Annotated in this window: 23 protein-coding genes; 11 read left to right on the forward strand and 12 right to left on the reverse strand. The window is 44.7% G+C overall.

The features are described 5' to 3' along the window. The coding region (locus AB4384_RS11715; protein ID WP_372129593.1) for a PIN domain-containing protein at window positions 1-863 on the reverse strand (863 nt) is incomplete at its 3' end. A 466-nt stretch (window positions 864-1329) separates the two neighbouring features. On the opposite strand from AB4384_RS11715, the gene rapA reads away from it, so the two are divergent. Then, window positions 1330-4239, forward strand: coding sequence for an RNA polymerase-associated protein RapA (rapA, locus tag AB4384_RS11720; protein ID WP_017062952.1), 2910 nt, complete (start codon window positions 1330-1332; stop codon window positions 4237-4239). A gap of 92 nt (window positions 4240-4331) precedes the next feature. On the opposite strand, the gene AB4384_RS11725 is transcribed toward rapA, so the two are convergent. Beyond that, window positions 4332-5609, reverse strand: coding sequence for an NRAMP family divalent metal transporter (locus AB4384_RS11725; protein WP_171732381.1), 1278 nt, complete (start codon window positions 5607-5609; stop codon window positions 4332-4334). Window positions 5610-5767: 158 nt separating this feature from the next. On the opposite strand from AB4384_RS11725, the gene rluA reads away from it, so the two are divergent. Together rluA and AB4384_RS11735 are read left to right on the forward strand one after the other, a co-directional pair. Then, entirely contained in the window at window positions 5768-6502 is a 735-nt protein-coding gene (rluA, locus tag AB4384_RS11730) for a bifunctional tRNA pseudouridine(32) synthase/23S rRNA pseudouridine(746) synthase RluA (protein WP_372129594.1), read from the forward strand. A 36-nt stretch (window positions 6503-6538) separates the two neighbouring features. Further along, window positions 6539-7501: a D-2-hydroxyacid dehydrogenase gene (locus AB4384_RS11735; RefSeq protein ID WP_372129595.1), complete on the forward strand. Its 963-nt coding sequence runs from the start codon at window positions 6539-6541 to the stop codon at window positions 7499-7501. Between the two features lie 85 nt (window positions 7502-7586). Here AB4384_RS11735 and AB4384_RS11740 read toward each other — a convergent pair whose 3' ends face one another. From AB4384_RS11740 to argR, 4 genes are all read right to left on the reverse strand, one after another. Further along, window positions 7587-8024 (reverse strand): universal stress protein, encoded by a 438-nt coding sequence (locus AB4384_RS11740; protein WP_017061372.1) that lies wholly within the window; start codon window positions 8022-8024, stop codon window positions 7587-7589. Between the two features lie 104 nt (window positions 8025-8128). Beyond that, entirely contained in the window at window positions 8129-10708 is a 2580-nt protein-coding gene (locus tag AB4384_RS11745; protein WP_065584689.1) for a TRAP transporter permease, read from the reverse strand. Window positions 10709-10963: 255 nt separating this feature from the next. Continuing rightward, window positions 10964-11932 (reverse strand): TAXI family TRAP transporter solute-binding subunit, encoded by a 969-nt coding sequence (locus AB4384_RS11750; protein ID WP_017061374.1) that lies wholly within the window; start codon window positions 11930-11932, stop codon window positions 10964-10966. A 341-nt stretch (window positions 11933-12273) separates the two neighbouring features. Then, window positions 12274-12744 carry a transcriptional regulator ArgR gene (gene argR / locus AB4384_RS11755; RefSeq protein ID WP_004740827.1) on the reverse strand — a complete coding sequence of 157 codons (471 nt, stop codon included), beginning with the start codon at window positions 12742-12744 and terminating at the stop codon, window positions 12274-12276. 332 nt (window positions 12745-13076) lie between these two features. On the opposite strand from argR, the gene mdh reads away from it, so the two are divergent. Further along, window positions 13077-14012: a malate dehydrogenase gene (gene mdh, locus AB4384_RS11760; protein ID WP_009847834.1), complete on the forward strand. Its 936-nt coding sequence runs from the start codon at window positions 13077-13079 to the stop codon at window positions 14010-14012. Window positions 14013-14136: 124 nt separating this feature from the next. Continuing rightward, a complete protein-coding gene (locus AB4384_RS11765) occupies window positions 14137-14328 on the forward strand; it encodes a hypothetical protein (RefSeq protein ID WP_017068805.1) in 192 nt (63 codons plus the stop codon). Window positions 14329-14445: 117 nt separating this feature from the next. On the opposite strand, the gene ispB is transcribed toward AB4384_RS11765, so the two are convergent. After that, complete coding sequence (gene ispB, locus AB4384_RS11770) at window positions 14446-15417, reverse strand: octaprenyl diphosphate synthase (RefSeq protein ID WP_017061376.1); 972 nt, start codon at window positions 15415-15417, stop codon at window positions 14446-14448. A 268-nt stretch (window positions 15418-15685) separates the two neighbouring features. On the opposite strand from ispB, the gene rplU reads away from it, so the two are divergent. The 6 genes from rplU (at window position 15686) to folA (ending at window position 19691) form a co-directional block, all read left to right on the forward strand. Beyond that, complete coding sequence (gene rplU / locus AB4384_RS11775; protein WP_004740823.1) at window positions 15686-15997, forward strand: 50S ribosomal protein L21; 312 nt, start codon at window positions 15686-15688, stop codon at window positions 15995-15997. 19 nt (window positions 15998-16016) lie between these two features. Continuing rightward, a complete protein-coding gene (gene rpmA / locus AB4384_RS11780; RefSeq protein ID WP_004735905.1) occupies window positions 16017-16274 on the forward strand; it encodes a 50S ribosomal protein L27 in 258 nt (85 codons plus the stop codon). Between the two features lie 323 nt (window positions 16275-16597). Then, window positions 16598-17770 (forward strand): Obg family GTPase CgtA, encoded by a 1173-nt coding sequence (gene cgtA / locus AB4384_RS11785; RefSeq protein WP_372129596.1) that lies wholly within the window; start codon window positions 16598-16600, stop codon window positions 17768-17770. 164 nt (window positions 17771-17934) lie between these two features. Next, complete coding sequence (locus AB4384_RS11790) at window positions 17935-18702, forward strand: threonine/serine exporter ThrE family protein (RefSeq protein WP_017061378.1); 768 nt, start codon at window positions 17935-17937, stop codon at window positions 18700-18702. Beyond that, entirely contained in the window at window positions 18702-19175 is a 474-nt protein-coding gene (locus AB4384_RS11795; protein WP_017062945.1) for a threonine/serine exporter family protein, read from the forward strand. The genes AB4384_RS11790 and AB4384_RS11795 overlap by 1 nt, the downstream gene beginning before the upstream one ends. 36 nt (window positions 19176-19211) lie before the next feature. Further along, on the forward strand, window positions 19212-19691 hold the full coding sequence (gene folA / locus AB4384_RS11800) for a type 3 dihydrofolate reductase (RefSeq protein ID WP_137001747.1): 480 nt from the start codon (window positions 19212-19214) through the stop codon (window positions 19689-19691). A 74-nt stretch (window positions 19692-19765) separates the two neighbouring features. Here folA and AB4384_RS11805 read toward each other — a convergent pair whose 3' ends face one another. The 5 genes from AB4384_RS11805 to surA all read right to left on the reverse strand — a co-directional run bounded on the left by AB4384_RS11805 (window position 19766) and on the right by surA (window position 24157). Further along, entirely contained in the window at window positions 19766-20569 is an 804-nt protein-coding gene (locus AB4384_RS11805; RefSeq protein ID WP_017062943.1) for a symmetrical bis(5'-nucleosyl)-tetraphosphatase, read from the reverse strand. Between the two features lie 29 nt (window positions 20570-20598). Then, on the reverse strand, window positions 20599-20979 hold the full coding sequence (gene apaG, locus AB4384_RS11810; RefSeq protein ID WP_004735899.1) for a Co2+/Mg2+ efflux protein ApaG: 381 nt from the start codon (window positions 20977-20979) through the stop codon (window positions 20599-20601). A gap of 88 nt (window positions 20980-21067) precedes the next feature. After that, window positions 21068-21883, reverse strand: coding sequence for a 16S rRNA (adenine(1518)-N(6)/adenine(1519)-N(6))-dimethyltransferase RsmA (gene rsmA, locus AB4384_RS11815; protein WP_017062942.1), 816 nt, complete (start codon window positions 21881-21883; stop codon window positions 21068-21070). Next, entirely contained in the window at window positions 21880-22872 is a 993-nt protein-coding gene (gene pdxA / locus AB4384_RS11820) for a 4-hydroxythreonine-4-phosphate dehydrogenase PdxA (protein ID WP_017061382.1), read from the reverse strand. Before pdxA ends, rsmA begins: the two co-directional genes overlap by 4 nt. Further along, window positions 22859-24157: a peptidylprolyl isomerase SurA gene (gene surA, locus AB4384_RS11825; protein WP_372129597.1), complete on the reverse strand. Its 1299-nt coding sequence runs from the start codon at window positions 24155-24157 to the stop codon at window positions 22859-22861. Before surA ends, pdxA begins: the two co-directional genes overlap by 14 nt. Between the last annotated feature and the right edge of the window lie 19 nt (window positions 24158-24176).

Here is a 24176-nt window from a genome sequence, read left to right on the forward strand (position 1 = left end):
TTTTCGAACTTGACACCCGTCTTACCACTACCTGCGGCGCCAGTGAGAATCACAAGATCAATATCAGGGTCGAGCAGCGCATCAATCGCCATGCCTTGATAGACGTTCTTTGGTGTGATGTCCCATGCTCTGCGATTCATCAATCTTTCGCGGCTGAGGTCTCTCAGGGTAATGCTTTCCGGCTCAATCTCCTCGACTCGAGCGGCAAAGTCACTTTCTTCGTCAATCACATATTGGTTGAGGAAGGTTGGCTCGAACGGCGCTCTTGCTAAGGTGTGCAGCGTCTTGCCGCCTAAACTTCTGCTCTCGACATTATCGATACCATCCCAAAATGAGCCTTCCAGTTGTTGGAAGCCTTTGGTGAGGTATTGGATATCATCAATCAGTTGGTCAGTTTGATAGTCTTCAACAAAACGTACACCGGCGCCTTTTGCTCGTAAACGCATATTGATGTCTTTGGTGATGAGAACCACTTCGCGTGGTGCGCGTTTATTTTGAAGATAGAGGACAGCGTTGAGGATTCGGTTATCGCCCGCCTTGTCATCGGCAAAGGCTTTGATGCTTTCTTGAAGTTCGTAGTCAGCGAGTATTGAAATACTGCCAGATGCATTTATGTCTTTAGAAAAAGGGATGCCTTCCGATATTTGGTCTGGTGTGGCTTCCCTGAACAGGTCTTCGAGCGTTCGAATCGCAATTCTCGCATCTCGAGCAACGTCTCTTTTACTGTCTTTGATTCTGTCGAGTTCTTCTAGCACTGTCATGGGGATAACGACATCGTGCTCTTGGAAAGAAAATATAGCGAAGGGTTCGTGAAGTAGGATATTGGTGTCTAAAACAAATAGCTTCCGGTTGGTCTCGCCCATAGCATCTCCTTGCCGACGTGCGGCTTGCCTTGCATTCATTGAACGTAGATAAAGCTCATATAAAGATTAGTATCTGATTCTGGTGATAGTCAACTACTCACCTAAACTTCATCTAGAGGAACAGCACCATATCGTTACGAGTGAATATGGTGTATTCGTTTGAGAGCAGCAATCTGCTACCTATAGATTAACCATGAATTTTTGACAGTTTGATTGCACTGGCGAAAACAGAAAAAAAGCATGAAATCATCTCCTTTAGGCGTGACCTAAATCACAGCATCGAGTAAGATTAGCGACCTTTTTCTGCACCATTTTCTCGAGATATTTATTATTGAGAGCGCACTTAAAAAGTGGCTGCAAACTAGACATTTTTGGCTATATTTTTAGTTCAGGAGCGATAATGTTCTTGTTTAAAACTGCAGTTAAGAAGACCAAATTCCAACTATAAGATTGAGGTAGTCGATTCATGACATTTGCTTTGGGGCAACGCTGGATAAGCGATACGGAGAGCGATTTAGGTTTAGGTACCGTTGTAGCAATGGATGCTCGCACAGTGACACTAATGTTTGCAGCGTCAGAAGAAAACCGTGTTTATGCACGTACTGATGCTCCCGTAACCCGAGTAACGTTTAATGTAGGCGATGTCATCGAATGCCAAGAAGGTTGGTCTCTGTCTGTCGAAGAAGTTATCGAAGACAAAGGGCTGCTAACCTACTTAGGTACTCGCGAAGATACCCAAGAAACAGAAGTCACTCTGCGTGAAATCTTCTTAAGCAACCAGATCCGCTTTAACAAGCCACAAGATAAGCTATACGCAGGTCAAATCGACCGTATGGATAACTTTGTGTTGCGTTACCGTGCGCTAAGCAACCAGTACCAACAACACAAGAGCCCGATGCGTGGCTTGTGTGGTATGCGTGCTGGCTTGATCCCTCATCAGCTATACATCGCTCATGAAGTGGGTCGTCGTCACGCTCCGCGCGTTTTACTGGCTGATGAAGTGGGCCTAGGTAAAACCATCGAAGCGGGCATGATCATTCACCAACAGGTGCTGTCTGGCCGTGCTGAACGCATTCTGATTGTGGTTCCTGAAACTCTACAACACCAATGGTTAGTAGAGATGATGCGCCGTTTCAACCTGCATTTTTCTATCTTCGATGAAGAGCGTTGTATTGAAGCGTTTGCTGAATCAGACAACCCGTTTGATACCCAGCAGTACGTTCTGTGTTCTTTGGACTTCCTACGTAAGAGCCGTAAGCGCTACGAGCAAGCACTTGAAGGCGAGTGGGACTTGTTGGTTGTCGATGAAGCGCACCACCTTGAGTGGAGCCAAGACAAACCAAGCCGTGAATACCAAGTGGTTGAAGGCTTAGCGGAAAATACGTCTGGTGTGCTACTACTAACAGCAACGCCTGAACAGCTTGGTCGTGAGAGCCACTTTGCACGTCTGCGTCTGCTTGATCCTGATCGCTTCTACGATTACGAAGCATTCGTTGAAGAAGAAGACCAATACGCACCGGTTGCTGATGCAGTAACGGCTCTGTTCTCTGGCGTGAAGCTTGAAAACAGCGCGAAGAACCAGATTACGGAACTGCTTTCTGAGCAAGATGTTGAGCCTCTGTTCCGCGTTATCGAAGGTGATAGCAGCGAAGAAGAGCAAGCGTTAGCTCGCCAAGAACTGATTGATAACCTTATGGATCGCCATGGTACCGGCCGTGTTCTTTTCAGAAACACACGTGCTGCAATCAAAGGCTTCCCTAAGCGTAATGTAAACCTACTGCCGATGGAGATTCCAACGCAGTACACAACCTCAATGCGTGTATCTGGCATGATCGGTGGCAAAATGGCTCCCGAAGCTCGTGCAATGAAGATGCTGTATCCAGAAGAGATCTTCCAAGAGTTTGAAGGTGAAGATTCAAGCTGGTGGCAGTTCGACTCACGCGTTAACTGGTTGATTGAAAAGATCCAAGACAAGCGCAGCGAGAAAATCCTAGTGATCGCCTCTCGTGCAAGTACGGCTCTTCAATTAGAGCAAGCACTGCGTGAGCGTGAAGGTGTACGTGCAACCGTATTTCACGAAGGCATGTCGATTCTAGAGCGTGATAAAGCTGCGGCTTACTTTGCTCAAGAAGAGGGCGGCGCTCAGGTTCTTATCTGTAGTGAAATCGGCTCTGAAGGTCGTAACTTCCAGTTCGCTAACCAACTTGTGATGTTCGATCTTCCATTCAACCCAGACTTGCTTGAGCAACGTATTGGCCGTTTGGACCGTATCGGTCAGCTGCGTGATATCGACATTCATGTTCCTTACCTAAAAGGCACATCACAGGCGATCCTTGCGCGTTGGTTCGATGAAGGTCTGAATGCATTTGCGGAAACTTGTCCAACGGGTCGCACGGTTTACGATAAGTACTCAGATGTTCTTATCGAGATGCTGGCTTCTGGTAACACTGAGCAACTTGATGAAGTGATTGAAGAGTCTGCCAAGCTAAATCAAAGCCTGAAATCAGATCTAGAAAAAGGCCGTGATCGCCTATTAGAAATGCACTCAAACGGCGGCGACAAAGCGCATGAAATTGCAGAGAAGATTGCCTCGACTGACGGCGACACTAACCTAGTAACGTTTGCACTAAGCCTGTTCGATACGATTGGCTTGAACCAAGACGACAAGGGTGAGAATGCGCTAGTTGTGACACCATCTGAGCACATGATGGTGCCAAGCTACCCAGGCTTACCATACGAAGGAGCAACCATCACGTTTGATCGTGATACTGCACTTTCTCGTGAAGACATGAACTTCATTAGCTGGGAACACCCAATGATTCAGGGCGGTATCGATCTGCTACTGAGTGAAGGTGTTGGTGCATCAGCGGTATCGCTACTGAAAAACAAAGCGCTGCCAGTAGGTACTATCCTGCTTGAGCTGGTCTATCTTGTCGATGCGCAAGCGCCGAAACGCAGCGGTATCAGCCAGTTCTTACCTAAGACGCCAATTCGTTTGATGATGGATGGCCGTGGTAATGACTTATCAGCTCAGGTTGAGTTCGACAGCTTTAACCGTCAACTAAGCCCTGTAAACCGTCACCTAGCGAGCAAGCTAGTTAACTCGGTACAAGGTGAAATTCACAAGCTAATCGAAGCGGGTGAGACGCACGTACTTCCTAAAGTGGAAGAAGTGCGTGAACAAGCTCAACGAGACATGCAGACTAACCTGAACGGTGAATTAGAGCGTCTACAAGCGCTTAAAGCCGTGAACCCTAACATTCGTGATGAAGAGCTAGAAGTCATTGAAGCTCAAATCAATGAATTGACTGGTTACATCAGCAAAGCTCAGGTTCAGCTAGATTCATTACGCTTAATTGTGGTTTCTCACAACTAGTTTTGAATTAGCGAGATGCTTCAACGAAATAAGGCCTTCATTATGAAGGCCTTATTTGTATCTGTAGCTTAATTAACAATTCAAGTAGCTGGTTACATTAACCACTTCCACCAAACAAATACCGCTAGGAAACCAAATAGGTAAACAAGACCTGCTACAGACAACCATTTTAGTTTGCTGCCAATGGCTAGCGCTTCTGGAAGCTTAGCTTTGTTGACCAAGATGAAATTAAGCAGAGCGAAGAATGGCGTTGTTGCAAACGCGAGTACCATTGCGAAATCGAGCATAGGCATCAGTGCTGCGCTAAAGAACATCACAATCGCGAGTGCCGCGATAGAGACAATGATTATCCAGCCTTGCAGCATTCTTGGGCTTGAATCTTTTTTGAATAATAGACGTTGTGATTCAGCAAGCACGCGTGAGTAGCCATCGATAACGGTAATGGTGCTACCAAAGATACAGAAGAAAGCGATAAGAGCGATTAACGGGCGAGACCATTCACCAATTGTCGAAGCGTAGATGCCGACCAATTGATGAGTAAAGCCAACACCGGAGCGAGACAGTTCAACTCCCGAACCGTGAAGTACTAGCGCGCCTAACGCAACGAATACTAAAGCAAGCAGCGCCGTACCAATGTAGCCAACGTTAAAGTCGAACAGCGCTGATTGTGCGGTCACTTCCTGCTTCTCTTTTTGGCTTTTTAGCCACATAGAGGTGATGCTTGATATTTCGATAGGCGCAGGCATCCAACCCATGGTCACCACGATAAAACCAATAGCAGCCAATGACCAAGGCGACGGTGGAACAAAAGCAGTATCAGGTTCGACTGGAGAGCCGATAGCAATGGCGACTGCAGCTAAGGTTGTGATGGTTAAGATCGCCATGATCGCTTTAGATAGTGTATCTAGAGCACGATAATGGCCAGCAAACAGAATGATCAAACAGGTCGCTAAAACGATCATGCACAAGGTGCTAGTGGCTAAATCGAAAGGAACAAAGTAACTGAGTAGGCTTGCACTGAATAATAGCAGGGCAGCGGTATTCACGACCGCAGATATGGCACTCAAGATCGAAAAGATCACAAGGTATGGGCGGCCTAGGTTAGAGTAACCTTCCACCAAGCTTTGACCCGTTCCTAGCGTGTATTGGATGCCGGCTCTGAAGAATGGATATTTAAATACGTTAACGAGGATAATGAGAGCGGCAAGCTGCCAACCATAAATCGCACCCGCCTTGGTTGAGGCGACTAAGTGAGAACCACCTACAGCCGCTGCGGCCATCATAACGCCTGGGCCAAGAGACTTAATTAAACTTGATAGGGGAGCTGAGGTTGGTGTTTTTGTGTTGGTGGTTTTAACCGTACTGTCCATCGTTTTTCCTTTGATGCTGACTTCTTATTATCCGTTACCCTATCAATACCATGTTTTGTAAAATCGTCAACTTTTATGTACGAAAATGTTGAAAGTTGTATTTATTTATAAACGAATCAACCGTAAATTATTTATTCACTAGCAATTAAGAGGCTTCAATGGCGTTAGAACAGTACACACCACCGCGTGAACCGTGGATTGATATTGTTTATCAAGATGACGATATTCTTGTGGTGAACAAGCCTGCAGGCCTGCTTTCTGTTCCGGGTAGGTTACCTGAGCATTACGACAGCATGTGGAGTCGGTTAATTGTCGAATTTCCAGAGATTCAAGTCGTTCATCGATTGGACATGTCGACCTCAGGCTTGATGCTGCTCGCTAAACACAAACAAGCTGAGCGTCATTTGAAGAAGCAATTTCAATATCGACTGACACACAAACTCTATTACGCCCGAGTATGGGGTTCAGTAGAAGAAGCAGAAGGTTTGATTGACCTCCCTCTTATTTGCGATTGGCCAAACCGGCCGAAGCAAAAAGTGTGTTTCGAGGATGGTAAATCATCACAGACTCGTTATGTGGTAGAACAGCAAGAACTCCAAACGACTTTACTTAAGTTACTGCCAATTACCGGGCGTTCTCACCAATTGAGAGTGCATTGCATGGAAATAGGCGCACCGATTGTGGGCGATGAGTTTTACGCAACATCAGAAGCATTTGAATACAGTGATAGGTTGGCTTTGCATGCGTGTGAGCTGAGCTTTTATCATCCAGCGAATAATCAGTTGTTTAAAGCCTTTGTTCCCTGTGACTTTTATCCTCAAGCATCCCCACAAATCGAACAGCACTTTGAAATTGCGCTTGAGCTTCCAGACTACAGTAAGCTAAAAGCTTAGAATGGACTGATTCATAGATCTAACCAAGGAAGAAGAATGCCAACGCTGAATGTTGTGTTTCTTGATAGAGCGACTATCCCATCTCAAATTCATTTAAAGCCTCTGAGCTTTGAGCATGAATGGGTAGAGTATGATTTCACAGCTCCTGAGCAAGTATCAGAGCGAGTTGAAGAAGCTGATGTGGTGATCACTAACAAGGTAGTGCTCAATGAGTCGAATCTCGCTGGTGCGAAAAAACTCAAGTTGATCGCGGTTTCAGCGACCGGTGTTAATAATGTCGATGTGGAATACTGCAAATCTAAAAACATTGCAGTGACAAACGTGCAAGGCTATGCGATTCAATCGGTTCCTGAACATGTCATCGCAATGCTGTTTGCACTTAAACGAAACCTTGTTGGTTATCATAAAGACATTGAGGCGGGCGAGTGGCAAAAGGACAAGCAGTTCTGCTTCTTTACTCATCCGATTCAAGATGTGGCTGGCAGCACACTGGGGTTGATGGGGAGTGGCAGCTTAGGTCAAGCCACCGCAATGTTAGCCAAAGCGATTGGTATGAAGGTGATGTTTGCCGAGCGAAAAGGAGCAGAGTCTTGTCGAGAAGGGTATCTACCTTTTGATACGGTATTGAAGCAAGCGGATGCGATCAGTCTACATTGCCCATTGACTGATGCGACCCAAAATCTGATTTCAGAGCGAGAGCTCACAATGATGAAATCGAGCGCGGTATTAATTAATGCCGGGCGCGGAGGTCTAGTAGATGAACAAGCCCTAGTTGAGGCTTTGAAAAAACATGAGATTGCAGGCGCAGGTATGGATGTGTTTACACAAGAGCCAGCCGACAACTCAAATCCACTATTAGCTAATAGCCACTTACCGAACTTATTACTCACTCCACATGTGGCGTGGGGCAGTGACAGTTCAATTCAAAAGCTGTCTGATATCTTAATCGACAATATTGATGGGTTTGTTGCGGGTAATCCGCAGAACTTAGTGAGTTGATTGAAGAATTAAATTGCGTGAACGAAAAACAAAAAAGGTTGGCTTTTAGGCCAACCTTTTTAGATCGTTGTGTCGATTAAGTGATTTAGCCTTGCGGCTTAACTACCAATACATTGATTGGTGAGTTCTGTACCACTTTGCTTGCAACAGAACCAAGTACCACTTTGTCGATTTTCGAACGCTTATGGCTAGGCATCACGATAAGGTCAGCGCCCAGTTTTTCTGCGTAATCTAGAATCGTTGTGTAAGTCTTGCCTTCGGCAACGTGAACTTTATACACCACTTCATCGTCAATGTGCTTGTCAGCAAACTCTTTCAGCTGATTTTTAACATCAAGCTTCATTTGGTTCGCTGCATCTTTCGGGAAGTAAGACGCCACCATCGACATGTGAATGCCTGGTAGTACGTTCAGAATGTGGATTTCAGCATTGCTGTGTTTTGCGTGCCATACCGCCAGTTCGACTGCCTTATCAGAAAAGCCTTTGTCATTAAGATCAACAGGAACAAGGATTTGTTTATACATGTATTCGTCTCTTTTTAATCAGCGCTAAGCTTTCACTTAGCACTGTAATTATCCTTTCCATGTAATAAAGCCAAATAGCGCTAAGCACTACTCAGCCTTATCCATTACGCGCTAATCTCATCCTTACGAGCACGTCTTCTTTGGTTCATCGCTAAACCAATCAAAATGATCAGAGCTGGTAAGAATACCCACTCTTTCATTGGTCGATCTGCATCTTGGATAACGGATTTGATTTCCCAATCGAAATCAATACCAGCCGCTTCTGCTGGGCTACCGAACTCAACCATATCAACAATCATCTTGCCTTCTGATTCAGTCAGCATTAGACCCATAGAGGCAATACGATCTTCACTTGAGGTCGCAGAATCTTCAAACGGCAGGCGAACTGTCTTTTCAGAATAGTCACCTTCTAAGTTTTCGCCACCCACTCTAAGTTCAAGTGATTGTCCCACATCCAGCTTTTCCGTGATTTGAGCAATCTCAACTCCAGGTGAAAGAACTTTCTCTGGGTAAATCATGTCCCACCAGAAGCCAGGGCGGAAGAAAGTGAAGGTTAATGCAATAAGCAGCACCGTTTCCCACCACTTGTTCTTGGTGAACCACCAACCTTGTGTTGCAGCTGCGAAGATAAGTACCGCAGTCACAGATGAGAAAATCGTTAGTGCTAAGTGCCACCAAGAATCAATGCCCATCAGTAGTAGTTGAGTATTGAAGATGAACATGAAAGGTAGAATTGCGGTACGGATATCATAGGTGAAGCCTTGGATACCAGTACGAATCGGATCTGATTTCGCAATTGCCGCTGCTGCAAACGCCGCGAGACCTACCGGAGGTGTATCATCCGCAAGAATACCGAAGTAGAACACGAATAAGTGAACCGCAATCAATGGAATGATCAAGCCGTGCGCAGCGCCTAGGGTCACGATTACCGGAGCCATCAGCGTTGATACAACGATGTAGTTCGCCGTTGTTGGCAAGCCCATACCTAAGATCAAGCTGATTACTGCAGTGAATAGCAACATAAGAATGATGCTACCGCCTGAGATAAACTCAACGAAGTCCGTCATTACTAGACCGATACCCGTTAGAGTCACCACGCCTACAACCGTACCTGCAGCCGCTGTCGCGACACCGATACCAATCATGTTACGTGCGCCTGAAACCAAGCTCTCTGCGAGATCAACGAAGCCAGCTTTAGTTTGCTCTGCAAGATCGTCTGATTTGTTCATCAGAGTCATTAACGGACGCTGAGTGATCAGAATGAAGATCATGAACACGGTCGCCCAGAATGCCGACAGACCTGGAGAGAAACGTTCAACTGTTAAACACCAAACAAGCACCACGATAGGCAATAGGAAGTGCAGGCCAGACTTAATTGTTGGACCTGGATCCGGAACTTCTTTGAGATCCGCATCGATTTCCATGCCGCCTTCAGATGCGTATTTTGCTGATACACGAACCAGAGCGACATAAGCGACTAATAGCGCCACCGTTACGATTGGTGTTGCAGCATCGCCAAAGACATCTTTCGTCCAACCGACACCGTAGTAAACTGCGGCACTGATAACACACAGACCTAAAATGGTACCCGTGAAAGACAGTAAGCTTTGTACGATAGTTGGTGTGTGGCGACGAGGTAGGCCAGTCATACCTGCTTTACATGCTTCTAGATGAACAATGTAAATCAGAGCGATGTAAGAGATCAGAGCGGGCAGTAGCGCGGCTTTGATTACTTCTACATACGAAATGCCCACATACTCAACCATCAAGAAGGCTGCTGCACCCATGATAGGTGGTGTTAATTGACCATTGGTTGAAGCCGCGACTTCTACTGCGCCTGCTTTAGTACCCGGGAAACCAACACGCTTCATTAGCGGGATAGTAAAGGTACCCGTGGTTACCACATTCGCGATAGATGAACCTGATACCAAACCAGACAGACCTGATGCGACAACGGCTGCTTTCGCTGGGCCGCCTTTCATGTGACCAAGCAGTGAGAATGCAACTTTAATAAAGTAAGCACCGGCGCCAGCACGTTCTAGCATTGCACCAAACAGTACAAACAAGAATACGAATGACGTTGATACGCCAAGTGCCACACCGAATACACCTTCAGTTGTTAGCCACAGATGCGACATTGCCTTGTTCAGGCTCGCACCTTTGTGGGCAATAACGTCCGGCATGTGAGGGCCGCCAAAGGTATAAAGTAGGAATACTGCTGCCACAACCATAAGAGGTGGACCCAAAGCGCGTCGTGTTGCTTCAAGCAGTAAAACCATACCGAATACAGCCGCAACAATATCGAATGTTGTTGGTGCGCCCGATCGCTCAGCGAGTTCAGTATAGAAAATATAGATATAAGAAGCTGAAAAGCTACCTACAAGCGCTAATATCCAATCGACTGCGGGGATGCGATCCCTAGGCGAATTCTTCATGGCTGGATAAGCGGTAAAGGCTAGGAAAATAGCAAACGTAAGGTGAATTGCTCGAGCTTCAGTGTCGTTTAAAATTGCGAAGTTAAAAATGAACGGCAGCGGAGATGCATACCAAAGTTGGAACAGTGACCAACATAGAGGCACAAACCATAAAATACGGCCTTGGATACCACGAGGGCTACGCGCACCAGTATCTGATTGTGCCACCATTTCTTGCACATCTGGAGACGGTGATGTTGTCTGCGTCATGTACTTTATCCTTATTATTGATGGTCTGCCTTTTCTTACGAACAACCAAACGTTATTTATTTCCTATCTAGTGTAGTGAATGGATAGGGAAATGCGTTTTTTGTTCGTCTTTGTCTTAGGCTTGATACGAAGGTAAGTCCTCCAAATTGGAGAAACTTAAAGGGCTGTTCTTTTCACTTAAATTATTTTTATAAAACGTGAAAAGCCAATAAGGAGGGCTAGCCTCCTTATTGGTGTAGTAGGCTTAAAGTAGAGTTACTTTAGAAGGCCCACTTCTTTGTAGTATTTTGCTGCGCCTGGGTGAAGAGGGATAGAGATACCCGCTTTAACCATGTCTTCTTTTTTCAGGTTAGCAAATGCTGGGTGTAGGCGTTTGAAAGTGTCAAAGTTTTCAAATACTGCCTTAGCAACGTTGTATGCAACTTCTTCAGAAACGTCTGAAGTTGTTACCATAGTAGCTGCAACACCGAAGCTGTTTACGTCAGCGTCAGTACCACGGTACATACCAGCAGGAACTGTGCTGTAAGCGTAGTATGGGTTTTCAGCTACGATCTTGTCGATCTGTGGACCTGTTGCTGAAACCAGTTTTGCATCACAAGACGTTGTTGCTTCTTTGATTGATCCGTTCGGGTGACCAACCATGTAGATGAATGCATCAATCTTGTTATCACAAAGTGCTTGTGAACGCTCAGAACCTTTAAGTTCAGAAGCAAGCTTGAAGCTGTCGTTAGTCCAGCCCATAGCGTCCATTACAACACCCATCGTTGCACGGTCACCAGAACCTGGGTTACCAATGTTTACACGCTTACCTGCTAGGTCAGACACATTGTTGATGCCAGCATCAGTACGAGCGATGATGTTGAACGGTTCTGTATGTAGAGAGAACATCGCGCGAAGTTTCTTGTATTCGCCCTGATCTTTGAACTTACTTGTACCGTTGTAGCCGTGGTATTGCCAGTCCGATTGAACAACACCGAAATCTAGTTCACCAGCACGGATGGTGTTAACGTTGTAGATTGAACCACCAGTAGACTCTACAGAACAACGAATGTTGTGGTCTTTGCGGCCCTTGTTCACTAGCTTACAAATCGCACCACCAGTTGGGTAGTAAACACCCGTAACTGAACCAGTACCAATCGTGATGAACTCTTGAGCGTTAACAGCGCCAGCGCCCATTACAGCAGCTGCAATAGCACCAACTTTAATAAGTTTGGTAAATGCCATGAATTTCCCTTCCTTTATTCATTATTAACCCTGAAACAAGTGTAGTTGCTTCAGGAGTTTCCTATTTGGAAACGGCACCTTTTTCAATCCATGTGATGAAAAAGTGGCTGAATAATATCAAAAATTGGCAGAAAATTACTCGAATGTTAAAAGATATAGCTAAAAAATCTAACAAATGATGTCTTGATCTCGTGTTTGATTTGCTACTGGGTTTTTAAAATCAATGGTTTAGTGTGATTTTGGAAGGGAGGTATGGATATTCTAGGATGTGATTTGGATCACGAAGCAAATAGATACTCGTGATCCATTAATAAGGCTGATAGTTATGAAACAGCGATCAATTATCCTGCGTATTCAAACAGTTCACACACTGAATCAAACAGTTGCTTAGTGGTAACCGATAACGTTGGGGTAATGAAGATAGTATCATCACCTGCGACTACGCCCAGTATACCTTCCGACTTACCTAGTGAGTCTAATAAACGAGCAATCAGCTGCGCCGCACCAGGACCTGTGTGTATCACCACCAATGCATTGTTGTGGTCAATATCTAGTACTAATTCTCGTAAAGAGCTAGAAACGGTCGGAACACCTAGCTCAGCAGGAAGACAGTAAACCATCTCCATTTTTGCGTTACGAGTTCGAACGGCACCAAACTTGGTTAACATACGCGAGACTTTAGACTGGTTGATGCTTTCAAAACCTTCGTGTTTTAGGGCATCCACAATTTCGCCTTGTGAGCCAAAACGTTCTTCTTTTAGTAAGGCTTTAAATGCACGAACTAAGTTGTCTTGCTTTTCTGTATTGCGCATATGTCATTCTTATTCATTAACAAAGATGTTTGCATATTCTCGCATACATATTCAATTTTAGCCAAAACATCCCTGTAATTTGTTAGTCATATCACTGTAAATATTTAATAGAATAATGTGTTATTTGCGACGACTTATTTTGTTATTTCAGTCGATTATCGCCATAATGCGAACTTGCTGTGTAGCACGGTTTTATTGACTTGCGCGAAGTCGCAAAGCTAGCGTTAATTGATTGTAATCACTTTGTGATTAATATAGTTTTTTAACTTAGATTTAGCTCAAGAATTACCCTACAAAGAATCTATAAGAGAAAGCTCTCAAGGAGAATAACAATGAAAGTAGCTGTTATTGGTGCCGCTGGTGGCATCGGTCAAGCCCTAGCCCTACTACTTAAGAACCGCCTACCTGCTGGTTCAGATCTTGCACTTTACGACATCGCTCCGGTAACACCGGGTGTTGCTGCCGATCTTAGCCATATCCCAACGCCTGTTTCGATCAAAGGTTACGCGGGTGAAGATCCAACACCAGCACTAGAAGGTGCGGATGTTGTACTTATTTCAGCGGGTGTTGCTCGTAAGCCTGGTATGGATCGTGCGGATCTTTTCAATGTGAACGCTGGCATTGTTAAGTCTCTTGCAGAGAAAATCGCAGTTACTTGTCCGACTGCTTGTGTTGGTATCATTACTAACCCAGTAAACACAACAGTGCCAATCGCGGCTGAAGTACTGAAGAAAGCGGGCGTTTACGACAAGCGTCGTCTATTCGGTATTACGACTCTTGATGTGATTCGTTCTGAAACGTTCGTTGCTGAACTAAAAGACAAAGATCCAGGCGACATCCGTGTTCCTGTTATCGGTGGTCACTCAGGCGTAACGATTCTTCCTCTACTTTCTCAAGTTGAAGGCGTAGAGTTCACTGATGAAGAAATTGCAGCGCTAACGACTCGCATCCAAAATGCAGGTACTGAAGTAGTAGAAGCTAAAGCTGGCGGCGGCAGTGCGACACTGTCTATGGGTCAAGCGGCTTGTCGTTTCGGTCTTGCACTAGTTAAAGCACTTCAAGGTGAAGAAAACGTGATTGAATGTGCATACGTTGAAGGTGAAGGCGAGCACGCTCCATTCTTCGCACAGCCAGTTAAACTAGGCAAAGAGGGCGCTGAAGCGATCCTTAGCTACGGTGAGCTAAGTGACTTCGAACGTAACGCTTTAGATAGCATGCTTGAAACGCTAAATGGTGACATCGAGATTGGTGTTGAATTCGCTAAATAAGCGAAACGCTATTTAACTCAGACTTAAGCTAATTAATAAGGGCCGGTCATTACGATCGGCTTTTTTGATCCTGAAGTTCAAGCTACTCGTATTTAGCTTTACAATTAATGTGAAGGTAAATGTTATGGCTACTGTTCAGAAGGGTATGAATGTCGAATATTTGGGGCACTTAGGAAAAGTATTGGTAATTGATGAGCAAGAGCAGTACGCGCTAGTAGAGACTTACAACGGGCAAGAGCAGTACGCGGTGCCAATGGAAGAGCTTGAAGAGATTGAAGCACAACTGCCGTTATCATTAGAAGCCAGTCGATATTGAATTTGGCTCACCTACAAATATTTGTTGAAAACCAAAAAAAAGAGCCCTGAGGCTCTTTTTGTTATTTATATAGAAGCTAGAAGCTAGAAGCTAGAAGCGAGTTGTCTATTAACCTGCTTACTTACTGCGTTTAACAGCTAAGTGTGCGAGCGTGGTTAGCGCTTGCTTATATTCAGAGTCAGGAAGTACAGAAAGCTCAGCGATGGCTTTATCGGCCTCTTCGTAGGCTTTATTTGTTGTGTACTCTAAAGAGCCTGTCTCTTTCATTACAGCCATAATGTCGTCAAGACGTTCCATGCCGTTCGCTTTCTCAATCGCTTCACGAATCATGCTTGCTTGTTCAGGAGAGCCATTATGCATTGCGTAAAGTAGAGGAAGCGTTGGTTTGCCTTCGGCAAGATCGTCACCAACGTTTTTACCCATCTCTTTACCATCTGCAGTGTAATCCATCACATCGTCAATCAGTTGGAATGCGGTGCCTAGGTATTTACCATAGTTCTGCATTGCTGTTTCGATCTCTGGTGATGACTCAGTAAGAATCGCGCCGATTTGGGTCGCAGCTTCGAACAAACGAGCAGTCTTAGAGTAGATCACCTGCATGTAGCTTTCTTCTGTGGTGTCTGGGTTATTGCAGTTCATTAATTGTTGAACTTCACCCTCGGCAATCACGTTTACCGCTTCACTCATTAACTCAAGGATCTTTAAGGATCCTAGCGTTGTCATCATTTGGAATGAGCGTGTGTAGATAAAGTCACCCACCAAAACGCTAGCGGCATTACCAAAAGCGGCATTGGCCGTCGCTTTACCACGTCTCATGTCCGATTCGTCGACAACGTCGTCATGAAGCAGGGTTGCGGTGTGAATAAACTCGATAAAGGCTGCAGAGGTGATATGAGCTTCACCTTGGTAACCAAGTGCGCGGGCAGATAAAAGAGCAAGCAAAGGGCGTAGGCGCTTTCCACCACCGCTAACGATATAAAAACCAAGCTGGTTGATTAAACTTACGTCAGAATTAAGTTGGGCTTGAATTGTTTCATTCACTTTTGCCATATCATTGGCAGTAAGCGTTTGGATAGCTTTAAAATCCATTGTTCATCCGGCTGAAGTTAGACCCTGTAAGGCTTATACGTTGTATTCAATTGTTGAATAATACACTAAAAAACGTTGATTAATACATCGCTAAAGGGCATGATTGCCACACTTTTCTTTGGCGAACAGGTTTTCGCCAATTTTTTAAAAATATGGCTTGTCATAGCGCCATGATTCCCGTAGAATCTGCGCCCTATTGATTAGTTTAGCGCACACCCGAGTTGTACAATTGACAACCATAGGCTGTGCGGAAAAAGCGGAGTAAAATATGTACGCTGTTTTCCAATCTGGTGGCAAACAACACCGAGTAAGCGAAGGTCAAACACTTCGTTTAGAGAAATTAGACGTTGAAACTGGTGCAACTGTTGAATTTGATAAAGTTCTTCTTGTTGCTAACGGCGAAGAAATCGCTGTTGGTGCACCTCTTGTTGAAGGTGGCAAGGTTACTGCAGAAGTAGTACAACACGGTCGTGGCGATAAAGTAAAAATCGTTAAGTTCCGTCGTCGTAAGCACTCGCGTAAGCAAGCTGGTCACCGTCAGTGGTTCACTGAAGTGAAAATTACTGGCATTAACGCTTAAGTATTAGGAGAGTTTAACAATGGCACATAAAAAAGCTGGCGGTTCTACTAATAACGGCCGCGATTCAGAAAGCAAACGTCTTGGTGTTAAGCGTTTTGGTGGTGAATCTGTTCTTGCAGGTAACATCATCGTTCGTCAACGTGGTACTAAGTTCCACGCTGGCACAAACGTTGGCATCGGTAAAGACCACACTCTTTTCGCTCTTACTGAAGGTAAAGTGAAATTTGCTGTTAAAGGTCCTAAAAACCGTAAGTTTGTAAGCATCGAAGCTGAGTAATTTAATCTTTAACTAGATTATTTTATTAGCTTTCAAGCTGAATTCAAAAGCCCTGCCGATTCGGCAGGGTTTTTTATTTATAGCAAGAATAAAAAAGCAGACGCTCTTGTTTTGGTTTTGAGAAGCCGTTTTATTTTTTGATAAACAGATTAGTTTTTAAGAAGCCGTTTGTTTTTAAGAAATAAGAAGCAAAGAACCTCTCCTTATTTGTTCCTTGGTTGCAGGTCGGCCTAGATCTTAGGTGATCGATCTAAACACGGATCTGCTAGAATTTATATCACTCCTTGATGAGTGGTAACGCAACGTAAGTGCGGAGTTAAAAAATGAAATTCGTTGATGAAGCGGTAGTAAAAATAGAAGCCGGTGATGGCGGTAATGGTACAGTTAGCTTTTGGCGCGAAAAATTCGTCGCTAAAGGTGGTCCTGATGGCGGCGACGGTGGTGACGGCGGTGATGTTTACATCCAAGCGGATGAGAACTTAAACACACTGATCGATTACCGTTTCCAACGTTTTTACAATGCAGAGCGTGGCGAGAATGGTCGCGGCGGTAACTGTACTGGTAAACGTGGTAAAGACATTACGCTGAAAGTACCAGTTGGTACGCGTGCAGTTGATATCCACACCAACGAAATCGTTGCTGAAGTTGCTGAACACGGCAAGAAAGTAATGGTTGGTAAAGGTGGTTGGCACGGTCTTGGTAACACGCGTTTTAAATCGTCTGTTAACCGCGCTCCTCGTCAAAAGACAATGGGTACTAAAGGCGAAGTTCGTGAACTGCGTTTAGAGCTTCTTCTATTAGCTGACGTTGGTATGCTTGGCCTACCAAACGCAGGTAAATCTACTTTTATTCGTTCAGTATCTGCTGCGAAACCAAAAGTGGCTGATTACCCGTTCACTACTTTGATCCCAAGCTTGGGCGTGGTAAGTGTTGTCCCTGAAAAGAGCTTCGTTGTTGCCGATATCCCAGGACTAATCGAAGGCGCAGCTGATGGCGCTGGCCTTGGTATCCGATTCCTTAAGCACCTTGAGCGTTGTCGTGTTCTTCTGCATATGATCGACATTATGCCGATCGATCAATCTGATCCTATTCAGAATGCACTAACGATCATCGATGAGCTTGAGCAATACAGTGAAAAAGTTTCACAAAAACCTCGCTGGTTAGTGTTCAATAAAGTTGACCTAATGCCAGAAGACGAAGCAGACGAAAAGATTCAAGAAATCATCGATGCTTTGGGCTGGGAAGGCGAGTACTTCAAGATCTCTGCTGTGAATAAAATCGGCACCAAAGATCTTTGCTTCAAACTTGGTGAGTTTATGGAAAACCTACCTCGTGATGTTGTAGAAGTTGAAGAAGAAGAAAAAGTAGACTTTATGTGGGATGACTACCATAAAGATGCGATGAGCGGTAAGAATGTCGTTACTGAAGATGACGACGATTGGGACGATTGGGATGACGAAGAGGATGACGGCCATGTTATCTATGTTCGTGACTAATCCTCTTAGTTTCTCATAACGCATCGGTCGCTTCTTACAAGTACACTGATAGTTTTATTAAACCGCAATGAAAATTGCGGTTTTTTTGTATCTAAATCATGACGTCTTACTGTTTTTTATGCAAAATTTATCTTTAGATAATTAACGCCTATGGGAAGGAAATCATGGCATCAAAGCAAAGAGCGATCTCAAGACTCGTCGCTCAATCAGGACAAATGTTATTGGCGCACGGGGCAGAGAGCACACTGGTCGGCGATATCATGCGTCGCATCGGTATTGCTTGTGGGGTGAATGAGGTTGAAGTCGCACTGTCAGCCAATGCGCTTGTTGTAACTACCGTAATGGATGATCACTGTATTACCACTACTCGAAGTTGTGCTGATCGTGGCATTAACATGCAGGTTATCACCGACATTCAACGCATTTGCATCATGATGGAGAAGGGAATTCTCGATTATGATTTGGCGTATAAAAAGATTCAAAACATCAGCCCCGAGCGCTACAACCGTTGGTTAGTGGTTGTGATGATAGGGTTGTCGTGCGCCTCTTTTAGCCACCTTGCGGGCGGAGACTGGCAAGTCTTCATGATGACTTTTATTGCTTCAGCTTGCGGTATGATCGTCAGGCAAGAGATTGGGCACCGCCATTTCAATCCGCTATTAAACTTTGCTATCACAGCATTCGTTACCACGACCATTTCAGCTCAAGCCGTACTTTACAATATTGGCGGCCAACCCACGATCGTGATGGCTTCATCTGTATTAATGTTAGTACCTGGTTTTCCTCTGATTAACTCCGTCGCTGATATGCTTAAAGGCCATATTAATATGGGGTTAGCGCGCTTTACCATGGCCAGCTTATTAACTCTGGCGACGAGCTTGGGCATTGTCGCGGCGATGAGTCTATCAGATGTTTGGGGGTGGGCAAGCTAATGAGTATTTTCGAACTGTTTTTAGGTCTGCTCAACGATATGTTTTTCGCCGCTATTCCTGCGGTTGGGTTTGCATTGGTGTTTAACGTTCCGCAACGTGCTTTAATTTATTGTGCACTCGGTGGTTCTATCGGTCATGGTAGCCGGTATCTGATGATGCACTTTGGTATTCCAATCGAATGGGCGACGTTCTTCGCCGCAACCGTGGTTGGTATGATAGGGGTTCATTGGTCACATAAACTGTTAGCACATCCGAAGGTGTTTACGGTTGCAGCTCTAATTCCTATGGTGCCAGGTGTGTTCGCCTTCAAGGCGATGATTGCGATGGTGGAGATTAACAGGGCAGGCTACACGCCTGAGTTGTTGGCAATGTTGATGGAGAACTTTTTAAAATCGATGTTCATTATCGCAGGGTTGGCGGTTGGCTTAGCTGTGCCAGGGCTGTTATTCTATCGCCGTAGACCTATCGTTTAGCGTTAATTTTCTTTTTAGGGACAGGACTTTCGATTTATGATCATCAGCATGATAGCGGCAATGGCAAACAACCGTATAATTGGTAAAGACAATCAGATGCCTTGGCATTTACCTGCGGATTTTGCATGGTTTAAACGCTCGACTATGGGTAAACCAGTCGTGATGGGACGTAAGACCTACGATTCTATTGGACGCCCTTTGCCGGGTCGGTTGAATGTCGTAATCAGCCGTGATGAGAGTTTAAAGATTGAAGGTGTAACGACGGTAACTTCTATTGAACAGGCTCTAGAGCTACTCAGTGATGTTGAAGAGGTGATGATCATTGGTGGCGGCTCTATTTATGAGAGCTGCTTACCTAAAGCGGACAAGTTGTATCTGACTTACATCGATTTCGCCGTCGATGGAGATACACAATTTCCTGACTGGGGTGAAGGTTGGAAGCAGAGCTTTAAAGAGAGCTATCAAGCTGACGAGAAAAACAAACACAACATGGAGTTTGTGATTCTCGAGCGTTAACTGTGGTTATCAATAGCTAGTCTCTGAAAAATGCTTGCGTTACCCTACCAAGGTAGCGCAAGTTTCTCGTATCTTTATAGCGCTTTCTGAGTGAAAAACTGTTTATCTTCCCAGCGAAGAATTGTCAATTCACCTCCCCAGACGCATCCAGTATCAAGTCCAATTACGTCTTTTCCGTTATAGCCTTCAAGCGCAGCCCAGTGTCCAAAAACAACGGTTTTATCGAGCTTTATGCGTTGCGGAAGGTCAAACCATGGCACTAATGGTTCATCGGTAATCTCATTCGGTGGTAGCTTACATGCCATGTCGAGACGGCCATCTTCAAAACAGAAACGCATTCTTGTCAGGCTATTGATCGCATAGCGATAGCGCTCAATATCATGTAAATCCTGATGCCATAAATCAGGCGCGTTGCTGTACATGTTTTCGATTAGCCATTGCCATTTATCGGACTTTAACAAGGATACGATCTCTCGATTTTCAACACGTGCTCTTTCTAGATTCCACTGCGGTGAGATACCCGCATGGCACATCACGAACTCTGGGTGTTCTTGAAGCAAAGGCTGTTGTCTTAACCATTCGATTAGCAGTTCACGATCTTCAGCATCAAGAATCGCTTGAGTCTTATCTTTTGGTTTCGCTGGAAATAGTCCTAAGGACACCGCCAGAAGATGTAAGTCGTGGTTGCCTAATACAACCTTAGCTGCGTCACCAAGGTTACGAATAAAGCGTAACGTCTCCAATGATTTAGGGCCTCGAGCAACTAAGTCTCCGGCGACCCATAAAGTATCTTGGTGTTTATCAAAGTTAATTTTTTCAAGTAGTCCTTGAAGTTCGTCGAAGCACCCTTGGATGTCTCCGACAATGTAATTCGACACAATAATTTCCTGTAGATACGGATGTACGGCTAATTAAGAATATTAGGGATTGCGAGTCTGAATGGGTCAACTTCGGTAATAAAATCAATGCCCTTGTTATCGGTCATCACATAGTGACCTTGCATAACGCCAACAGGGGTTTCGATGACCGTACCACTTGTGTAGGTGTACTCGTCGTTGGCTTCAATCACGGGTTGTTGGCCAACTACACCATCACCCTCAATGGTGAGCTGCTTGCCGTTAGAGTCGGTAATTAACCAGCGGCGAGACATAAGTTGCACCGTTGTTTTACTTAGATTTTTGATGGTAATAATGTAGGCGAAGACATAACGATTCTTCGTTGGCTCAGATTGTTCTTCTATGTACTTAGAGTGAACCTGGCATTTGATACAAGGCGTAGATATATCCATATTCGCACCTTTTGTTGTTGATATACTTAATGTAATTAAAGTATTACATAAAAAAGGCTCCTAACCGAAGTGTAGGAGCCTTTTTTATTTATTTGTCAGCGTTATGACTGTCGTACAACCAGTTTGCCATGTCGACAAACTGCTCGAGCGTTAAGTTCTCAGGACGCATGCTTGGGTTGATACCTAGCTCTTCAAGCACTTCCTTATCGATTAAGCTCTTGTAGCAGTTACGAACTGTTTTACGACGTTGGTTAAAGCCTTCACGACATACGCGATCTAGCCATTTCAGATCTTTTGCCGGATAAGGCAGCACTTCGTATGGCTGTAGACGCACGACTGCTGAGTCTACTTTCGGTGGCGGAACGAAGGCCGTTGGTGGAACTTCTAACACAGGCGTTACTTTACAGTAGTATTGAGCCATTACAGTAAGACGACCGTAAGCTTTACTGCCAGGGCCAGCAGCTAGACGGTTAACCACTTCTTTTTGAAGCATAAAGTGCATGTCTTGCACGTCTTTATGGAATTCAAAAAGGTGGAACATCAATGGTGTAGAGATGTTATATGGCAAGTTACCAAAGATGCGTAGCTTATTGTTTGGCTTAACCAGTTCTTGGAAATCGAACTTCATCGCATCGCCTTCACGGATCGTTAGCTTGTCCGCAAGATCTGGATGGTTACGAAGACGTTCTGCAAGGTCTCTATCCAATTCGATAACAGTAAATTTATCGACAAGCTTACCCACAGGCTCAGTAATTGCGCCTAGACCAGGACCGATCTCTACCAAGTTTTGACCTGGTAGTGGGTTAATACTCGATACGATGCCATCAATAATGTATGGATCGTTAAGGAAGTTTTGACCAAAACGTTTACGCGCTTTGTGCCCTAAGTGGACATCATTTCTCATTGCTTTTTCTCTACTAATTCAATGGCGTGCGTGAGCGCTGTTCTAAAGCTCCCTGTATCGGCTTGGCCTTTCCCTGCCAAGTCTAAGGCGGTACCGTGGTCGACTGATGTGCGAATAAACGGTAAGCCAAGCGTGATGTTCACTGAGCGACCAAACCCTTTGTATTTCAATACCGGGAGTACTTGGTCGTGATACATACCTAAAACAGCATCTGCATCTTGCAAATATTTTTCATTAAAGATGGTGTCTGCTGGCAATGGGCCAACTAAATTGATGCCATCTTTTTGGCGAATTTTTTCTAGCGTCGGGGTGATAGTTTCAATCTCTTCACGCCCTAAACAACCATCTTCACCAGCATGTGGATTCAAGCCACACACATAGATAGTTGGTTTCTCAATAGCAAATTTTTCAACCAAGTCTTTATTTAGAATAGCAATAATTTGCTCTAATCTGTCTTCGGTCACAGCTTGAGATACATAAGCTAGTGGGATGTGCGTTGTTACTAGCGCAACACGCAGCCCTTCAGTTGCCAACATCATCACCACCAGTGGTGTATTGGACTTCTCTGCAAAGAACTCGGTATGGCCGCTAAAAGCAACGCCAGCTCGGTTAATTACACCCTTGTGAACGGGGCCGGTGACAATAGCATCAAATTCATCATTCATACAGCCAATTGCTGCGGTTTCTAAAGTATTTAATACGTAATGACCATTAGCCTCATTGAGTTGACCTGCAACTGCCGTTTTAGCAAGTGGAACGTGTTTCACTACCAGTGTGCCAGCGCGTTGCGGTTGCTTAGCTGCATTTGCATCGTAGTCCAGAAGATCGACTTCGATACCAAGAATTTTAGCTCGCTCGGATAGCAGTGTTTTATCAGCACAAACCACGAGTTGATGAGGCCAACTTTCTTGAGATAGAGCCAAAGTTAAATCTGGGCCTATCCCTGCTGGTTCACCTGCGGTTATGACAATACGTTTAGTTGTTGTCATCTTGGTCGTCCTCAACCATCTCAACAAAGGCACTTGCTCTTACTTCTTGTAGCCAAGCACCAGCTTCTTCGTTGAATTTACGGTTAAATAGAATTTGGTAAGCTTTGTTTTTCAAAGCTGAATCGGTACGGTCGACTTCGCGACGGTCTAGTACTTCAACAATGTGCCAACCGTGTACGGTTTTGAATGGCGCACTGATTTTGCCTTCTGGTAGCGTTTCTACTTGGTGTTTGAATTCTGGTACATACAAATCTGGTGTTTGGTAGCCTAGCTCACCATCTTGTACTGCAGAACCTGGATCTTGGCTGTATTGCTGTGCAAGGTCGCCAAAGCTCGCTTCACCTGCGTTTACGCGGCGCGTGATCTTTTCAAGTTGTTCTTTCGCGCCATCGTCACTCAAGATTACGGTTGGCTTAATCAAGATATGACGAGCATTCACTTCCGTTACTGCTACGGTTTCTAAGCCTTTCACATCTTCAATTTTTAGAATGTGGAAACCTACACCGCTACGGAAAGGACCGATGATGCTGCCTTTATTTTGCATTTTGATCTGGTCAGCAAAAATGGTTGGCATCTCTTCTTTACGCATCCAACCCCAATCACCACCTTGCAGCGCTTTAGGACCCTTAGAGTAAGTATATGCCATGGTGCTGAAATCTTTGCCTGAGTTCAGTTCTTCAACCAGTTCAGTAGCTTGAGCTTCTAACTCTTCTTTGGTTTGGTCATCATTAAAGCGCAGTTGAATGTGGCCAATTTTATATTGAACGGTCGCGTTAGTCTCTTGCGCTAAGATATCTGCTAGGTTATCAACTTCCGCAGGAAGAATATTGATACGGCGACGAACTAAGGCGTTACGAGCTTCACTTGCTGCAATCTCTTTTCTTACTTGCTCTCGAAATGCATTGTAGCTAAGGCCTTCTTCAGCAACCGATGCGGTAAGTTGTTCTACCGTTTGGTTGTTGTCTTTAGCGATACCTTCAATTGCTTGATCAAGTCGAGCATCATCAATACGAACACCGATACGTTCTGCTTCTTGAGTTTGAATAGTATCGATGATCAGTTTTTCTAGTACTTGCTCATTGAGCACATCTTGCGATGGCAGTGTTTGACCGCTTTTTTTTGCGTTGGCACGCAGTGTCTTCATCGAAGCATCGATGTCGCTTTGTAAGATAACGCCTTCGTTAACGATAACTTTTACGCTGTCTAGCTCAACCGGTGCTGCAAAGCTTGTTGATAAAGTACAAGTCGCTGTAATAGCAATTAATGTGCGTTTCCACAATGTCATGTGTAATCCTTTAAATTTA

Source organism: Vibrio sp. 10N.261.51.A4 (genome assembly GCF_041471945.1).
GTDB classification, from domain to species: domain Bacteria; phylum Pseudomonadota; class Gammaproteobacteria; order Enterobacterales; family Vibrionaceae; genus Vibrio; species Vibrio crassostreae_C.

Bases quoted from the DNA above. Each gene is read 5' to 3' on its own strand.
- AB4384_RS11725 (WP_171732381.1), bottom strand. From the start codon at position 5,609: ATGGACAGTACGGTTAAAACCACCAACACAAAAACACCAACCTCAGCT.
- folA (WP_137001747.1), top strand. From the start codon at position 19,212: ATGATCATCAGCATGATAGCGGCAATGGCAAACAACCGTATAATTGGT.
- pdxA (WP_017061382.1), bottom strand. From the start codon at position 22,872: ATGACAACAACTAAACGTATTGTCATAACCGCAGGTGAACCAGCAGGG.
- ispB (WP_017061376.1), bottom strand. From the start codon at position 15,417: ATGGATTTTAAAGCTATCCAAACGCTTACTGCCAATGATATGGCAAAA.
- rapA (WP_017062952.1), top strand. From the start codon at position 1,330: ATGACATTTGCTTTGGGGCAACGCTGGATAAGCGATACGGAGAGCGAT.
- AB4384_RS11765 (WP_017068805.1), top strand. From the start codon at position 14,137: ATGGCTACTGTTCAGAAGGGTATGAATGTCGAATATTTGGGGCACTTA.
- AB4384_RS11740 (WP_017061372.1), bottom strand. From the start codon at position 8,024: ATGTATAAACAAATCCTTGTTCCTGTTGATCTTAATGACAAAGGCTTT.
- rluA (WP_372129594.1), top strand. From the start codon at position 5,768: ATGGCGTTAGAACAGTACACACCACCGCGTGAACCGTGGATTGATATT.
- AB4384_RS11745 (WP_065584689.1), bottom strand. From the start codon at position 10,708: ATGACGCAGACAACATCACCGTCTCCAGATGTGCAAGAAATGGTGGCA.
- argR (WP_004740827.1), bottom strand. From the start codon at position 12,744: ATGCGCAATACAGAAAAGCAAGACAACTTAGTTCGTGCATTTAAAGCC.
- AB4384_RS11750 (WP_017061374.1), bottom strand. From the start codon at position 11,932: ATGGCATTTACCAAACTTATTAAAGTTGGTGCTATTGCAGCTGCTGTA.
- AB4384_RS11790 (WP_017061378.1), top strand. From the start codon at position 17,935: ATGGCATCAAAGCAAAGAGCGATCTCAAGACTCGTCGCTCAATCAGGA.
- rpmA (WP_004735905.1), top strand. From the start codon at position 16,017: ATGGCACATAAAAAAGCTGGCGGTTCTACTAATAACGGCCGCGATTCA.
- rplU (WP_004740823.1), top strand. From the start codon at position 15,686: ATGTACGCTGTTTTCCAATCTGGTGGCAAACAACACCGAGTAAGCGAA.
- apaG (WP_004735899.1), bottom strand. From the start codon at position 20,979: ATGGATATATCTACGCCTTGTATCAAATGCCAGGTTCACTCTAAGTAC.
- AB4384_RS11735 (WP_372129595.1), top strand. From the start codon at position 6,539: ATGCCAACGCTGAATGTTGTGTTTCTTGATAGAGCGACTATCCCATCT.
- cgtA (WP_372129596.1), top strand. From the start codon at position 16,598: ATGAAATTCGTTGATGAAGCGGTAGTAAAAATAGAAGCCGGTGATGGC.
- mdh (WP_009847834.1), top strand. From the start codon at position 13,077: ATGAAAGTAGCTGTTATTGGTGCCGCTGGTGGCATCGGTCAAGCCCTA.
- AB4384_RS11795 (WP_017062945.1), top strand. From the start codon at position 18,702: ATGAGTATTTTCGAACTGTTTTTAGGTCTGCTCAACGATATGTTTTTC.
- rsmA (WP_017062942.1), bottom strand. From the start codon at position 21,883: ATGAGAAATGATGTCCACTTAGGGCACAAAGCGCGTAAACGTTTTGGT.
- surA (WP_372129597.1), bottom strand. From the start codon at position 24,157: ATGACATTGTGGAAACGCACATTAATTGCTATTACAGCGACTTGTACT.